The 15,356-nt window shown below is 71.5% G+C and carries 14 protein-coding genes and 1 other RNA gene; all 15 read left to right on the plus strand.

Annotated features, from left to right (window positions below; translation table 11 throughout):
- Positions 1 to 64 precede the first annotated feature (64 nt).
- Positions 65 to 658, plus strand: coding sequence for a DUF3052 domain-containing protein (locus tag JNK30_RS15145; RefSeq protein ID WP_293483366.1), 594 nt, complete (start codon positions 65 to 67; stop codon positions 656 to 658).
- 1 nt (position 659) lies between these two features.
- On the plus strand, positions 660 to 1,745 hold the full coding sequence (locus JNK30_RS15150) for an aromatic ring-hydroxylating dioxygenase subunit alpha (protein WP_293483367.1): 1,086 nt from the start codon (positions 660 to 662) through the stop codon (positions 1,743 to 1,745).
- A gap of 55 nt (positions 1,746 to 1,800) precedes the next feature.
- Positions 1,801 to 2,691 (plus strand): alpha/beta hydrolase, encoded by an 891-nt coding sequence (locus JNK30_RS15155; RefSeq protein WP_293483369.1) that lies wholly within the window; start codon positions 1,801 to 1,803, stop codon positions 2,689 to 2,691.
- 39 nt (positions 2,692 to 2,730) lie between these two features.
- Complete coding sequence (locus JNK30_RS15160; protein ID WP_293483371.1) at positions 2,731 to 3,624, plus strand: DMT family transporter; 894 nt, start codon at positions 2,731 to 2,733, stop codon at positions 3,622 to 3,624.
- A complete protein-coding gene (locus JNK30_RS15165; protein WP_293483373.1) occupies positions 3,621 to 4,340 on the plus strand; it encodes an N-acetylmuramoyl-L-alanine amidase in 720 nt (239 codons plus the stop codon). The genes JNK30_RS15160 and JNK30_RS15165 overlap by 4 nt, the downstream gene beginning before the upstream one ends.
- A 54-nt stretch (positions 4,341 to 4,394) precedes the next feature.
- An RNA gene (rnpB, locus tag JNK30_RS15170) (RNase P RNA component class A) lies at positions 4,395 to 4,811 on the plus strand.
- Between the two features lie 288 nt (positions 4,812 to 5,099).
- Positions 5,100 to 5,567: a division/cell wall cluster transcriptional repressor MraZ gene (locus tag JNK30_RS15175; protein ID WP_293483375.1), complete on the plus strand. Its 468-nt coding sequence runs from the start codon at positions 5,100 to 5,102 to the stop codon at positions 5,565 to 5,567.
- Positions 5,564 to 6,505 (plus strand): 16S rRNA (cytosine(1402)-N(4))-methyltransferase RsmH, encoded by a 942-nt coding sequence (gene rsmH, locus JNK30_RS15180; protein WP_293483377.1) that lies wholly within the window; start codon positions 5,564 to 5,566, stop codon positions 6,503 to 6,505. The genes JNK30_RS15175 and rsmH overlap by 4 nt, the downstream gene beginning before the upstream one ends.
- Complete coding sequence (locus JNK30_RS15185; protein ID WP_293483379.1) at positions 6,502 to 6,981, plus strand: cell division protein; 480 nt, start codon at positions 6,502 to 6,504, stop codon at positions 6,979 to 6,981. The genes rsmH and JNK30_RS15185 overlap by 4 nt, the downstream gene beginning before the upstream one ends.
- Positions 6,978 to 8,732 (plus strand): penicillin-binding protein 2, encoded by a 1,755-nt coding sequence (locus tag JNK30_RS15190; protein WP_293483381.1) that lies wholly within the window; start codon positions 6,978 to 6,980, stop codon positions 8,730 to 8,732. The genes JNK30_RS15185 and JNK30_RS15190 overlap by 4 nt, the downstream gene beginning before the upstream one ends.
- A gap of 69 nt (positions 8,733 to 8,801) precedes the next feature.
- On the plus strand, positions 8,802 to 10,256 hold the full coding sequence (locus JNK30_RS15195) for a UDP-N-acetylmuramoyl-L-alanyl-D-glutamate--2,6-diaminopimelate ligase (protein WP_293483383.1): 1,455 nt from the start codon (positions 8,802 to 8,804) through the stop codon (positions 10,254 to 10,256).
- Positions 10,249 to 11,655 carry a UDP-N-acetylmuramoyl-tripeptide--D-alanyl-D-alanine ligase gene (gene murF / locus JNK30_RS15200; protein WP_293483385.1) on the plus strand — a complete coding sequence of 469 codons (1,407 nt, stop codon included), beginning with the start codon at positions 10,249 to 10,251 and terminating at the stop codon, positions 11,653 to 11,655. The genes JNK30_RS15195 and murF overlap by 8 nt, the downstream gene beginning before the upstream one ends.
- Positions 11,655 to 12,764 (plus strand): phospho-N-acetylmuramoyl-pentapeptide-transferase, encoded by a 1,110-nt coding sequence (gene mraY / locus JNK30_RS15205; RefSeq protein WP_293483387.1) that lies wholly within the window; start codon positions 11,655 to 11,657, stop codon positions 12,762 to 12,764. The genes murF and mraY overlap by 1 nt, the downstream gene beginning before the upstream one ends.
- A 21-nt stretch (positions 12,765 to 12,785) precedes the next feature.
- Entirely contained in the window at positions 12,786 to 14,213 is a 1,428-nt protein-coding gene (gene murD, locus JNK30_RS15210) for a UDP-N-acetylmuramoyl-L-alanine--D-glutamate ligase (RefSeq protein WP_293483389.1), read from the plus strand.
- Positions 14,210 to 15,356, plus strand: a 1,147-nt coding sequence (locus tag JNK30_RS15215; RefSeq protein WP_293483391.1) for a putative peptidoglycan glycosyltransferase FtsW, incomplete at its 3' end; no start/stop codon positions are given. The genes murD and JNK30_RS15215, both read left to right, overlap by 4 nt.

Raw genomic sequence — 15,356 nt, forward strand, 5'->3', positions numbered from 1 at the left:
CGTCGCGGACCGCCCCGGACGAGCGGGGGATGACAGCGGCGGATGGTCTGCGCAAAGCTGCGCCATGGGCAAGGACGCACAGGTGGCGGCGCAGTTCGCGGACGGAGCCGACGAGGGCCGGCTGCAGTACGAGGCTCCGAAGCTGGTCTTCCGCGGGCGGGCGCGTAGGGTCTGGACGGGCGAGGCCCTGAAGGGCCTGCGCGCCGAAGGCGGCGATCTGGTGCTGGCCGACGGCGCCCGCTTCAGCCTGGGCGAGCCGCAGGCGGCGCGGTGGGCCGACGCCATCGCCAATCCCAGGAGCCGGCTGGACAAGATCGGCGTGAAGCCCGGCATGCGGGCCGCCGTGCTGGGCGTGGCGGACGCAACCCTGGCCGGCGAACTCGCGGCGCGGGACGTCCGGCTGACGGACGATCTCACGGCGCTCGACCTGCTCTTCTATGCCGCCGACAGCGCCGACGAACTGGCCCGCATCGGCGGCCTGGTCCCCGCCCTGGCCGAGCGCGGCGCGTTGTGGGTGGTCTCGCGCAAGGGCAAGGCCGCGACCGTCAAGGACGTGGACGTGATGGCCGCGGCCAAGTCGTTCGGCCTGGTCGACAACAAGGTGGTCGGCTTCTCCGACACGCTGACGGCGCTGCGGTTCGTGAAGCGGAGGTCCTGAGATGTCCGAGATCCTGCAGGGCGCCTACGGTCCCGACGCCGACGACGTCCGCGGCGCCCTGGCGCTGCCGGGGCGCGCGTACCTCGATCCCGCCGTCTTCGCCGCCGAAGCCGACGCCGTGCTGCGGGCCGGATGGCTGCCGGTGGCGCGCGAGAGCGACGTCGCCGCGCCGGGGGACTATCGGTCCGTGGATCTCCTGGACACCCCGCTCGTGGTCACGCGGGACTCGGAGGGGGAGATCCGCGTGCTGTCGCGCGTCTGCCGCCACCGCGGCATGCCGGTGGTCGAGGGCTCGGGCAACGCCAAGGCCCTGACCTGCCCCTATCACCTCTGGCGCTACCGGCTGGACGGAAGCCTGGCCGCGGCGCCGGCGATGGAGCGTTCGCAGACCTTCGACGCGGCCGCCTGCGGCCTGCCGCGGATCGCGAGCACACGCTGGGGCGGCTGGATCTTCGCCAACCTCGACGGACGCGCCGCGCCGCTGGCGCCGCAGCTGGAACCCCTGGCCGAACGCATCGCCTACGCCCAACCCGAAACCCTGGTGACGGTCGGGGTGGTCGAGTTCGACTCGCCCTGGAACTGGAAGGTGATGGTCGAGAACTTCCTGGAGTCCTACCACCACATTGGACCGCACGCGGCGACCCTGCAGCAGACCAACCCGGGGCTTGGAACCTACGAGGGGACGGGCGGCGACCTCTTCACGATCCTCGAGAACCCGCCCGCCGAGGGCCACGACCCGTTCGTGGTGGCCGCGATCTTCCCGCTGACGCTGATGTTCTTCAGCCAGGGCGAGGCGCCGGTGGGGGTCTGGTATGAGCTCAGCCAGCTTCAGTCGGCGGCGTTCCGGCTGCGCGTGCATCTGCTGGCGCCGCCGGCGCTGGCGGCCTCGCCGGAGTTCGCGGCGGCGTTCCGGGAGCAGGTGACGGCGATCCACATGGAGGACATTCCCGCCTGCGAGGGCGTGCAGAGGGGCGTCGCGAGCCCGCTCTACGCACCGGGGCCGCTCAGCCATCTGGAAGCCTGCCTCTGGCGCTTCCACCGGTTCCTGAGGCGCTGCGGGGCGAGCGCGAGCTTACCTGCGGCGTAATCGACGGCCTTCCCGGCGGGCGCGACGCTGCGTCCATTGTGAAGGAGTCCTCCCCATGAACCGTCGCCAGATCCTCTCCGCCAGCCTGGCCGCCGCCGGCGCCGCCGCCGCGTCCCGGGCGTCCGCCGCCCCGCGGCGCCGGGTGGACGTCCGCGCGAAGGACGGGACCCGGCTGTTCCATCGCGACTGGGGGGAGGGCCCGCCGGTGGTGTTCGTCTCGAGCTGGGCGCTCTCGAGCGAGATGTGGGCCTACCAGGTGGCGCACCTGGCCGAGGCGGGTTTCCGCTGCATCGCCTTCGACCGGCGGGGCCACGGCCGCTCGGACGTCCCGGCCGGCGGCTACGACATGGACACCCTGGCCGACGACCTGGCCGCGGTGATCCAGCAGCTCGGACTGCCCGAGGTGGACCTTGTGACCCACTCGATGGGCGGCGCCGAGGCGGCCCGCTACGTGGCGCGCCATGGGACGGGCCGTGTGCGCCGGATCGCCCTCGTCGCCCCCGCCGGGCCCTGCCTGACCCAGAGCGCCGACAATCCCCACGGCGCGCCGCGGGCGGCCTTCGACGCCCGCATGGCCGAGTGGAAGGCCGACTTCCCGGCGTGGGCGCGGGCGAACCAGGCGCCCTTCTTCACGCCGCAGACGTCGCCGGCGATGCAGGCGTGGCTGGTGGACCTGATGCTGGCCACGCCGGCGCCTGTGGCGATCGCCACGTTCCGCGGGCTGGTGGAGGCCGACGTGCGGCCGGACCTTCGGCGGATCGACCGGCCGACGCTGATCCTGCACGGCGACCGGGACGCCTCGGCGCCGCTGGAGATCACGGGACGGCGCTTCGCCGCCGGCATCCGGGGCGCCGAGCTCAAGGTCTACCCCGGCGCGCCGCACGGCCTCTTCGTCACGCACATGGATCGGGTGAACCGCGACCTGGAGGTATTCCTGAAGGGATGACGGTTGAGCCGGGGCCCAGGGCGCCGTACCCGGACCCCGATGGCGCTCCGCGACTTCGCCCTGCTCATGGTCATGTGCCTGATCTGGGCGATCAACAACATCGTCTCGAAGTATGTGGTCAGCACCCTGGACGTGCCGCCGCTGTTCTACGCGGCTGCGCGCTTCGTGATCGTGGCCGCCTGCCTGATCCCCTTCCTGCGCCCCGCGCCGCGCCCGCTGTGGCGGCTGATGGTGACCGCCTTCCTGATGGGCGGCGGCAACTTCGGGCTGATGTTCGTGGGCCTGAAGTACGCCACGCCGTCGTCGGCGGCGGTGGTGCTGCAGCTGGGCATGCCGATGACGCTGATCCTGTCCATGATCTTCCTGGGCGAGCGGATCCGCTGGCGCCGCGGACTGGGCATCCTGCTCACCTTCGCCGGCGTGCTGACGGTGATGTGGAATCCCGCGGGCCTCGCCATGTCCATGGGCCTCATGCTGATCGCCGGCGCCACGGTGATGTCGGCCGTCGGCGTCATCCTGACCAAGCAGATCGAGGGGATGCGGCCCATCACCTTCCAGGCCTGGGTGGGGCTGGTCTCGGTGGGGCCGATGGCGGCGCTGTCGGCCTGGCTGGAGCCGGGGCAGGTGGAGACGGCCATCGCCGCGGGCTGGCCGTTCCTGGCCGCGCTGATGTTCTCGGCGCTGATCGTCTCGGTGGGCGCCCACACCGTCTACGTCACCCTGCTGCAGCGCTACGAGGCGAACCTGATCTCGGCCCTGATCCTGGTGACGCCGCTGCTCACCATCGCGCTGGGGGTCGCGGTGATGAACGATCCGCTGGGGCCGCGGCTGGTCATCGGCAGCGTGCTGGCGCTCGCGGGCGTCTTGATCATCGCGCTGCGGGGCAGTCAGGTGATGGCCCTTCTGCTCGCGCTCCGGAACCGAGGCGAATGAACCTGATCGAGGCGCCCTCGCCGAACTTCGACGCCCGTACGGCGCCGCCCAGCGTGCTGGTGCTGCACTACACCGGCATGAAGACGGGAGAGGAGGCCATCGCCCGCCTGCGCGACCCTGAGGCCCGCGTCAGCGCGCACTATGTGGTCGAGGAGGACGGCCGGGTCTTCCGGTTGGTGCCCGAGGAACGTCGCGCCTGGCACGCCGGCGTCTCATTCTGGCGCGGCCGCCGAGGCGTGAACGCCGACTCCATCGGCATCGAGATCGTCAATCCGGGGCATGAGTGGGGCTACCGCGCCTTTCCGGAGGCCCAGGTGGCGGCGGTGATCGAGCTCGTGGCCGACATCCGCAGTCGCTGGACGATCGAGGATCGCGACATCGTGGGCCACGCCGATGTGGCGCCCGCCCGCAAGGAGGACCCGGGCGAACTCTTCCCGTGGAAGCGTCTGGCCGAGGCCGGCCACGGGCTCTGGGCCGAGGCGCCCGCCGCGCCGGGCGCGCCGATCGGCGAGGGCGAGGAGGGCGCCGCCGTGTTCGCGCTGCAGGCCGGCCTCACGCGCCTGGGCTACGACCTGCCGCCCTCGGGCGTGTTCGACGCCGACACCGCCGCGGTGGTCCGCGCTTTCCAGCGGCACTGGCGGCAGGGGCGGGTGGACGGGGTGGCCGATGGCGAGACCCGGGCGCGACTGATCGCGCTGCTTCGACTGGCCGGGTGAGGTCCGGCGCGCCCCCTGCCCAGGCGGGGAGCGACGTGGTAGAGGACCCGCGGATCAGACGGCCGGGCGGTCGCGGCCCTTCGGGGTCGAGGAAAGTCCGGGCTCCACGACGACATGGCGGTGGGTAACGCCCACCGGGGGTGACCCCAGGGATAGCGCCACAGAGAGCAGACCGCCCTTTTCCGCAAAGGCTTCGCAGGGCTCGCCCTCCGAAGCAGAGCGAAGGAGGGTAAGGGTGAAAGGGTGGGGTAAGAGCCCACCGGGCCGCTGGCGACAGGGGCCGCATGGCAAGCCCCGCCAGGAGCAAGACCGAATAGGGATCCCGCGCGCTCGCAAGAGGGCAGGGCCGTCGCCGGCCCAGGGGTCCGGGTAGGTCGCGAGAACCGGCCGGCAACGGCCGGTCCAGAGGAATGACCGCCGCGTCTCCGCAAGGAGGCGGCACAGAACCCGGCTTACAGGCCGTCTGATCTCTTGACGCTCATTGGGACGCGCTGACACCGGCGCGGCGTTGGCGGCCAGGGCGACGAAAACACGCCTCAGGCTTCATCGCGCCCAAGTTGTTCCAAGTATGTTCTGTGGATAACTCGCGGCCATTAACCATGGCCGCACTGGACGCCGTTGTTTTCGCGCAAATAGTCATTTGGTGTCATTGAAACCCACTCAGTCCCATGTTAACCCAATTGCAATTCGTCGGTCGGAACGCGGGGTCGGGCGCGGGTTCCGGGAGGCGCGGCGAAGGGCAGGGGGTCGGTCGGAGAGATGTTTCTCTCGACGTTCGAGAAGCAGCTGGACGCGAAGCGGCGCATCGTCGTGCCGCAGGAATACCGCGCCGCGCTCTCGGGCCCCGCCGACGGCGTCTTCGTCTTCCCCTCGATCCGCTCTGATTGCATCGAAGGCGGCGGCCAGGCGCTGTTCGACCGCTATGGCGCCATGGCCGACGAGCTGGAATTCGGCGACGAACTCCGCGACTCCATCGAGCGCAACGTCTTCGGCGAGATGCAGAAGCTGAGCTTCGACACCGCGGGCCGCATCACCCTGCCCGAGCCGCTCTGCGAGCAGTACGGCATCACCGACTGGGTGGCCGTCGTGGGCCTGCGCGACCGTTTCGAGATCTGGGAGCGCGACGCCTACCGCGCCCAGCGCGCGGCGGATCGCGAACGGGCCCGCACGGGCCTCGCCGAGATGCGGGTGCGCCAGCGCGCCGCCCGCCTGGGAGGCGCCGGATGAGCGCCTCCGAAAAGCCTCATATCCCCGTCCTTCTCGACGAGGTCGTCGACGCCCTGGCCTGCGGGCCGGGCGGGACGGTCGTGGACGGCACCTTCGGCGCGGGCGGCTACACCCGCGCCATCCTCGCGACGGGCGCGAAGGTCGTGGCCTTTGACCGCGACCCTACGGTCCGTCGCTTTGCCGCGGGATTTCCGGAAGACCGCTTCAGACTGGTGGAAGCCACCTTCTCGGAGATGGACGCGGTGCTGGGCGAGGGCCATGCCGACGGCGTGGCCCTCGACCTCGGCGTCTCCTCGATGCAGTTGGACGAGGCCGGGCGGGGCTTCTCGTTCATGGCTGACGGGCCGCTCGACATGCGCATGGGCGACAGCGGCCCGACCGCCGCCGACCTCGTCAACACCGCCGAGCAGGATGAGCTTGCCCGGATCATCTTCGTCTATGGCGAGGAGCGGGAGAGCCGCCGCATCGCGCGCGCCATCGTCCGGCGGCGGGCCGAGAAGCCGTTCACCCGCACGCTCGAGCTGGCCGAGTTCGTGGAGCAGGCGCTGGGCGGCCGCAGGGGCGCCAAGATCCATCCCGCCACCCGCACCTTCCAGGGCCTCCGGATCGCCGTGAACGACGAGCTGGGCGAACTGGAGGCCGGGCTGGCCGCCGCCGAACGCGTCCTGAAGGCCGGCGGACGGCTCTGCGTCGTCACGTTCCATTCGCTCGAGGACAGAATCGTGAAGACGTTCCTGGGCGAGCGGGCGGGGCGGACGCCTTCCGGGTCGCGGCATGCGCCCCCGGTGGCGCAGGGACCCGCGCCCACGTTCCGTCTCCTCTTCAACGGCGCGCAAGGCCCGTCGGAAGCGGAGGTGGCGGCCAATCCCCGCGCCCGCTCGGCGAAGCTGAGGGCTGCGGTGAGGACCGACGCCCCGGCCTGGAGGGCGGCGGCATGAGCGTGTTCACGAAGCGGGTTCGGGGCTTTCGCCTCGTCGATCTGATCGGCGTGGGCCTGCTGGTGGTGCTGATCCTCGGCGTCTACCTCGCCAAGACCATGGCCGGCCGCGAGCGCGCCCAGATCGCGACCGTCGAGCGCCAGATCGCCGCCGAGAAAGCCCGCATCCGCCTTCTGCAGGCCGAGGTCGCGCACCTTGAGCAGCCCGGCCGGCTCGAGCGCCTCGCCGCCACCTTCCTGAAGATGGAGATGGTGCCGGCCAACCGCGAGGCGACCGCCGACCAGCTCATCGACCTGGCGCGCGCCGGGCCGGCGCCCAAGGCCGAACATCCATCGCCGGTGGCCGCCATGGTGGCCCAGGCGGACCACGTCCCGGGCGTCCCGCCGCCCCCGCCCGCGGAAGCCGCTCCCGTGCGCGTCGCCCAGGCCGCGACCCTGGCGCCGGCGCCCGCGACGCCGCCCGGAGCCGCCCGATGAGCCTGGGCCAGAACGCGTTCGGCCGCAGGGGCCTGCCGCGTTGGCTCGTCGAGCGCGTCTGGGGCCTCGAGCATGCGTTCGAGCGCGCCCGCGCATCGGGACGTCCCGAGGACGACACGCGCCTGCGCATCTTCTTCGTGCTGGTCCTGTTCAGCCTGGGCTTCCTGTGGCTGGCGGTGGGCGCCACCCGCGCGGCGCTGTTCTCCGACGCCCGCCACAGCCGGATGGCCGCGCCGCTCGGCGCCTCGCGGGCCGACCTTGTCGACCGCAACGGCATGCTGCTGGCGGCCGACCTGCTGCACTACGGCCTCTACATCGATCCGCGCGAGATCTGGGACCCCGGCGAGACCCGCCGCGCGCTGCTCTCGACCCTTCCCAACCTCGAGCCCCAGCGGCTAGAGCGGGCCCTGCGCGGGAACCGGCGGATCTTCGTCCTGGGCGCGCTGACCCCGGCCGAACGGAACAAGGTGCACCAGCTGGGCCTGCCGGGCGTGACCTTCGAGCCCGAGCAGCGGCGCGTGTACCCGCTCGGGCCGTCGGCGGCGCACATCATCGGATTCTCCGACGCCGGCGGCGAAGGGCTGTCGGGCGCGGAAGCGGCGTTCAATGAAGAGATCCGCGCCGGCGCGGCCAGCGGCCGGCCCGCGCCGCTCTCCATCGACCTGCGCGTGCAGGGGGCGCTGGAGGACGAGCTCTGGAAGGCCGTCGCCGAGTTCACGCCGAAGGGCGCCGTGGGCCTCGTGACCGACGTCCACACCGGAGAGATCCTGGGGCTCGCCAGCTGGCCGGTGTTCGACCCCAACAAGCCGGGCAAGGCGGGCGTCTATGCCCAGACGAACCGGGCGGCGGCCTCGGTGTTCGAGATGGGCTCGACCTTCAAGGGCTTCACCGTCGCGATCGGCCTGGACACCGGCGTCGCCACGCCCGAGACCACCTTCGACGCCACCCAGCCGTTCAAGCTGGGCTACCGGACGATCCACGACTACCACGCGGCCCGGAAGGTCCTGAACCTGGTCGAGGTGTTCCAGCACTCCTCGAACATCGGCACCGCCAAGCTCGCCGTGGGCATCGGCCCGCAGCGCATGGGGAACTACTTCAGCGGCCTGGGCCTGACGTCGCCGGCGAAGGTGGAGCTGATCGAGACGGCCCGTCCGCTCACGCCCAAGGTGTGGAACGACGACGCCGTGGCCTCCACGTCCTTCGGCCATGGGATCAACGTGACGCCGCTCGCGCTGGCCCGGGCCTACGGCGCCGTTCTCAACGGCGGGAAGTTGATCCCGCTCACCGTCCGCAAGCTGGAACCCGGGACCAAGGTGGATGGTCCCAGGGTCATGTCGGAACGCACCTCGCTGCAGATGCTGTCGATCATGCGCGCCAACGTGACCGGCGGTTCGGGCAAGTCGGCGAACATCCCCGGCCTGGCCGTGGGCGGGAAGACCGGCACCGGCGAGAAGTACGACCCGGCGATCCGCGGCTACAACCACGCCAAGCAGGTCTCGTCGTTCGCGGCGATCTTCCCGACCCACGGGGGCGTCGACACGAAGCGCTACTTCGTCCTGATCCTGCTCGACGAGCCCCGCGCCACCGCGCGCAGCGCCGGCTACGCCACGGGCGGCTGGGTGGCCGCGCCGGCGGCGGGGCGGGTGATCGAGCGCATCGCGCCGTTCCTGGGCGTCCAGCGCCGGCCCGAGCTGGGCCAGGCCATCCCGGTGGAGCAGCCCACCGTGGAAGAACTGGGCGAGGGCCGATGACCCGGCTTCGCCAAGCCTTCGCAGGGCCTCGGCCCGATCCTGCCAAGCTCCGGTCAGGAGCGAAGTAGGATGACCGTCCGCCTCACCAGCCTTGTGAAGCGCCACCTGGGCGTGGATCCCGAGATCACCGGGGTGACCTCGGACAGCCGCAAGGTGAAGCCGGGCTTCCTGTTCGCCGCCCTCCCGGGCTCGCGGGCCGACGGCGCCGCGTTCGCCGCCAAGGCTGTCGAGGCGGGCGCGGCGGCGGTGATCGCCGACCAGGACCTGAACCTCTCCGTGCCGACCGTGGTCTGCCGCGATCCGCGTCGGGGCTATGCGCTGGCGGCCGCGAACTTCTGGGGCCGCCAGCCGCAGACGTGCGTCGCCGTGACGGGCACCAACGGCAAGACCTCGGTCGCCAACTTCTGCCGCCAGATCTTCGCCGGGGCGGGCCACGCCTCGGCCAGCATGGGCACGCTGGGCGTGACGGTGTCGCACCTCGACGGCCGCACCGACCAGATCACGCCGCCCGGCCTGACCACGCCCGACGCCGGCGACGTCGCCGAGCTGCTCACGCGCATCAGCCAGCTGGGCGTGACCCACTTCGCCATGGAGGCCAGCTCGCACGGGATCGACCAGCGCCGGCTGGACGGCGTGCGGCTGGCCGCGGCCGGGTTCCTGAACCTGACCCAGGACCATCTCGACTACCACGTCACCATGGACGCCTACCTGAAGGCCAAGCTGCGCCTGTTCGAACAGCTGATGCCCCGGGGGGCCACTGCGGTGCTGAATGCCGACTCCGAGGCTTTCGCGTTCTTCGCCGCGGCCTCGGTGGTCTCTGGCCAGCGGGTCATGAGCGTGGGGGAGAGCGGCCAGGCGCTGAAGCTGCTGGGCCGGGAGATGCTGCCCGACGGCCAGCGGCTGTCGATCCGGGCGGACGGCCGCGTCTGGGACGTGCGGCTCCCGCTCGCGGGCGACTTCCAGGCGTCGAACGCCCTGGTGGCGGCCGGGCTCTGCAAGGCCGCGGGCCTGTCCTACGAGGAGGCCTTCGCGGGCCTCGAGAAGCTGACCGGCGTTGCGGGACGCCTTCAGAGGGTCGGCGCCGGCCCCCGGGGCGGCGAGGCCTACGTGGACTACGCCCACACGCCGGACGGGCTCGAGACCGTGCTCAGCGCGCTGCGGCCGCACGTGCGCGGGCGGCTGATCGTGGTGTTCGGGGCCGGCGGCGACCGCGACCGGACCAAACGGCCCCTGATGGGCCGGGTGGCCGCCGCCCTGGCCGACGTGGCGATCGTGACAGACGACAACCCGCGCTCGGAAGTCCCGGCCTCGATCCGGGCCGAGGTGCTGGCCGGCGCGACCGGAGCCCGGGACATCGGCGACCGGCGCGAGGCGATCCGCGCGGCGGCGGCGATGCTGCAGGACGGCGACATCCTGGTGGTCGCCGGTAAGGGCCACGAGCAGGGCCAGATCGTGGGCGACGTCGTGCACCCGTTCGACGACGTCGCCGAGACCGTCAGGGCGCTGGAGCTGGTCCATGGCTGACCCGCTCTGGACCTCCGAGGAGATCGCGAGGGCGACGGGCGGGCAGGCGAACGGCGGCTTCACGGCCGGCGGAGTCTCCATCGACACGCGCACGCTCGAGCCGGGCGACCTGTTCGTGGCGCTGGCCGGGGTGCGCGACGGCCACGAGTTCGTGGCGCAGGCCTTGGCGAAGGGCGCCGCCGGAGCGCTGGTGAGCCGGGACGTCGGCGGTCCCGCGGTGAAGGTGGCCGACACCCAGTCGGCGCTGGAGGCGCTGGGCGCGGCTGCGCGCGAGCGCGCCGGCGGCGCGCGCCGGGCCGCGGTGACAGGCTCGGTCGGCAAGACGTCGACGACCCAGGCGATCATGGCCGGGCTGACCCTCGCAGGGCCGGCGCATTCGTCGGTGAAGAGCTACAACAACCACATCGGCGTGCCGCTCACGCTGGCCCGGATGCCGGCCGCGACCGCGCGCGCGGTGTTCGAGGTCGGCATGAACCATGCCAATGAAATCCGCCCGCTGACCCGGATGGTGCGCCCGCACGTGGCTCTGGTGACCACCGTCGGGCCGGTTCACACCGAGAACTTCCCCGACGGCGAGGCCGGCGTGGCGCGCGCCAAGGCCGAGATCTTCGAGGGCCTGGAGCCGGGCGGCGTGGCGGTGCTGAACGCGGACAACCGCTGGTTCGACGTGCTGGCGGCCGCCGCGCGCGCCGCAGGCGCCCAAATCCGCACGTTCGGATCGGCCGACGGCTGCGATGCGCGACTGATCGACTTCCAGGCCGCAGGCGGCCATGCCGTCGTCCAGGCGCGGCTGGACGGCAAGGCCATGGACTTCCCGATCCTGCAGACGGGCCTGCACTGGGGCCTCAACGCCATGGCCGTGCTGCTGGTGCTGCAGGCCATGGACGTGGATCTCGACAAGAGCCTCGCCGCGCTCGGATCCTTCGAGCCGCTCGCCGGCCGCGGGGCCGAGCGCGAGGTCGCGCTGGCGGACGGCGGCGGGTTCACGCTGATCGACGAGAGCTACAATGCGAACCCCATCTCCATGGCGTCGGCCATCGCCACGCTGGGAGCGCGACGGTCCCAGGGGCGTCGGATCGTCGCCCTGACCGACATGCTGGAGCTGGGGCCGGAGGCCGTCGCCTTCCACGCCGGGCTGGCCGAGCCGCTGGCGGCTGCATCGATCGACCTCGTGTTCTGCGCCGGACCCCTGATGAAATCGCTCTGGGACGCGCTTCCTTCGACTCGGCGGGGCGGCTACGCCGAAACCGCTGCGGCGCTGGCGTCGCAGGTCGCCGGCGCCGTCCAGGCGGGCGACGTGGTGATGGTGAAGGGCTCGAACGGATCGAAGGCCGGGCTGGTCGCCGAGGCCCTCGCCGCGCTGGGATCCGCCGCCGCCGGACATGGGGAGGCGCGCTGATGTTCTACTGGCTCTGGCAGACCTTCGGCGCCCACGACTACGTCCCGGTCCTGAACCTGCTGAAGTACCAGACCTTCCGCACGGTGCTGGCGATCGCCACGGCGCAGCTGGTGGTCGTCGCTCTGGGCTCGCGCTTCATCCGCTGGATGAAGGCCAAGCAGGGCAAGGGCCAACCAATCCGCGCCGAAGGCATCGAGCGGCACATCATCGAGAAGTCCGGCACGCCCACCATGGGCGGGGTGATGATCCTCGCGGGCCTGTTCGCGGGCTCGCTTCTCTGGGGCGACCTGACGAACGTTTACGTGTGGGCGGTGCTGATGGTCACGGCCGGCTACGGCCTGCTGGGCTTCATGGACGACTACGCCAAGGTCACCAAGCAGACGACCGCCGGCGTCTCGGGCCGGATGCGCCTCGTCATGGAGGCTGCGATCGCCATGGCGGCGGTGGCCCTGATCATCGTCTTCGCCGCCAAGCCTCCCGAGACCCCCGAACTGCTGACGTCGGTCGCTTTCCCGGTGTTCAAGCAGTGGCTGCTGGACCTGAACTGGTTCTACCTCGCCTTCGGGGCCTTCGTGATCGTGGGCGCGGCGAACGCGGTGAACTTCACCGACGGCCTGGACGGGCTCGCGACCGTGCCCGTGATGATCGCGTCGGCCGCGTATGGGCTGATCGCCTACCTGGTCGGCAACTACGTCTTCTCGAACTACCTGCAGCTCCACTTCGTGCCGGGTGTGGGCGAGCTCGCCATCATCTGCGGCGCGCTGGTGGGCTCCGGCCTCGGGTTCCTCTGGTACAACGCCCCGCCGGCCAAGATCTTCATGGGGGACACGGGCTCGCTCGCGCTGGGCGGCACCGTGGGCGCCATCGCGGTGGCCACCCGCCACGAGATCGTGCTGGCGATCATCGGCGGCCTGTTCGTGGCCGAGCTGCTGAGCGTCGTCATCCAGGTCGCCTGGTTCAAGCGGACCGGGCGGCGGATCTTCCTCATGGCGCCGATCCACCACCACTTTGAAAAGCTGGGCTGGTCGGAATCGACGGTTGTGATCCGGTTCTGGATCGTCTCGATCATGCTGGCCCTCGTGGGCCTCGCGACGCTCAAGCTGCGGTAGGGGAGGGCCGGCGACGCCGTCATGATTCCGGTCCGCGGATTCGAGGGGAAGACCGTCGCCGTGTTCGGCCTCGCCCGTACGGGCCTGGCCGCGGCGCGCGCCCTGATGGCCGGCGGCGCGACGGTGGCGCTCTGGGACGACAACCCCGCGACGCGCGAGAAGGCCGTGGCCGAGGGTTTCACGCTCACCGACCTGACCGAGGCCGACTGGAGCGGGTTTGCGGCCCTCATGCTGTCCCCCGGGGTGCCGCTGACCCACCCGAAGCCGCACTGGACCGTGGAGCGCGCCCGGCGCGAGGGCGTCGAGATCCTGGGCGACATCGAGCTCTTCGCCCGCACCGTGAACGCCGCTGCGCCGCACAAGCGCCCGAAGATCATCGCGATCACCGGCACCAACGGCAAGTCGACGACGACGGCGCTGATCGGCCACGTCTGCGCCGAGGCCGGCCGCGACGTCCGCATCGGCGGCAACATCGGCACGGGTGTGCTGAGCCTGGAGGACATGCACGGCGGCGCCGTCTATGTGCTCGAACTCTCCTCCTATCAGCTGGACCTGACGTCGTCGCTGAAGGCCGACGTGACCGTCCTGCTCAACATCTCGCCCGATCACCTCGAGCGGCACGGCGACATGGAAGGCTACGTCGCCGCCAAGAAGCGGATCCTGCGGAACCAGGGCCGCGGCGACACGGCGGTCATCGGCGTGGACGACGCCTGGGGCCAGCGCATCTGCACCGAGACCACGGCGGCCAACCGCCGGACCATCGTTCCGATCTCGGCCAGCAAGGCCATGAGCCGCGGGGTCTATGTGCTCGACGGCCTCCTGTACGACGCCTCGGGCGAGCGCGCGGTGGAGGTCGCCGACCTGAAGCGCGCCCGTTCGCTGCCCGGCCGGCACAACTGGCAGAACGCGGCCGCCGCCTACGCCGCCGCCAAGGGCCTGGGCATCGATCCCGGCGCGGCGTCGCGGGCGCTCATGACCTTTCCCGGGCTGGCGCACCGGATGGAAACGGTCGGCGTCGTCGGCCGCGTGAGGTTCGTGAACGACTCCAAGGCCACGAATGCGGATGCGGCCCGTCAGGCGCTCGGCTCCTATCCCCAGGTCTACTGGATCGTCGGCGGACAGCCGAAGTCGGGCGGCATCGACGACCTGGCCGACCTCTTCCCGCGGGTCATCAAGGCCTATCTCGTCGGCGAGGCGTCGGACGCGTTCGCGGCGACGCTGGAAGGCCGGGTCGCGGCGGCCAGGTGCGGCACGATCCCGGCGGCGGCCGAGGCGGCCTTCCGCGACGCCGCCGCGAGCGGCCGCGACGCCATCGTCCTGCTGTCGCCGGCCTGCGCCTCGTTCGACCAGTTCGCCGACTTCGAGCAGCGCGGCGAGGCCTTCCGCGCCGCCGTCAACGCCATCGCCGCCGGCCAGACGGCGTCCGACACCACCGTGGGGGCCGCATGACGACCACGACGCCCAGCACCAACCACCACGCCTTCCCGCGCTCCGACCGCTCGCCGCTGGGCGTCTGGTGGTGGACGGTCGACCGCTGGATGCTCGGCGTGGTGGGCATGCTCATCGCCATCGGGGTGGTCATCGCGTTCGCCGCCAGTCCCGCGGCGGCGGCCCGAATGAACATCGGCGACCCGTTCCACTTCGCCGTGCGCCAGTGCGTGTTCGCCCTCGGCGCGGTCGTGATCCTTGTCGGCGTCTCGATGCTGGACGTGCGGGGCGTGCGGCGGGCGGCGTTCTTCATCTGGCTGGCCGCCATCGCCGTGATGATCGCCCTGCCGTTCATCGGCCACAACGCCAAGGGGGCGACCCGCTGGATCGAGTTCGGCGGGTTCACCTTCCAGCCCTCGGAGTACATGAAGCCCGCCCTGGTGATCCTCGTGGCGTGGATGTTCGCCGAGGGACAGAAGGGGCAGGGGGTGCCCGGCGTCTCCATCGCCTTCGGGCTCTTCGCGGTCTCGATCGGGCTGCTGCTGATCCAGCCGGACGTCGGCCAGACCGTGCTGATCACGGTGGCCTTCGGGGCCGCCTTCTGGATGGCCGGCGTGCCCATGAGCTGGGTGATGCTGCTGGGCGCGACCGCGATCGCAGGGCTGAGCTCGACCTACTTCTTGTTCCCCCACGTGCAGAGCCGCGTGGACCGCTTCTTCTCGCCCGAGAAGGCCGACACCCACCAGGTGGACGCGGCGGCCGTGGCCCAGGCTGCGGGCGGGCTCTTCGGACGCGGGCCGGGCGAGGGCGTGATGAAGCGCAAGGTGCCCGACCTGCACACCGACTTCGCGGCGAGCGTGGGCGCCGAGGAGTTCGGTCTCGTCTTCCTTCTGCTGGTGATCTCGCTCTTCGCCTTCGTGGTCGTACGCGGCCTGCAGCGGGCGATGAAGCTGACGGATCCCTTCGAGCAGGTGGCCGCGGCGGGGCTGTTCGTCCTGGTGGGCCAGCAGGCCATCATCAACTTGGCGGTCAACCTCAACATGATGCCGACCAAAGGCATGACCCTGCCCTTCATCAGCTACGGCGGGTCGTCGATGCTGGCGATGGGCCTGACGATGGGACTGGCCCTGGCGTTGACCCGGCGCCGTCCTGGGGCCTACTCCC

It is taken from the genome of Phenylobacterium sp. (genome assembly GCF_016793225.1).
In the GTDB taxonomy this organism is placed as follows: domain Bacteria; phylum Pseudomonadota; class Alphaproteobacteria; order Caulobacterales; family Caulobacteraceae; genus Phenylobacterium.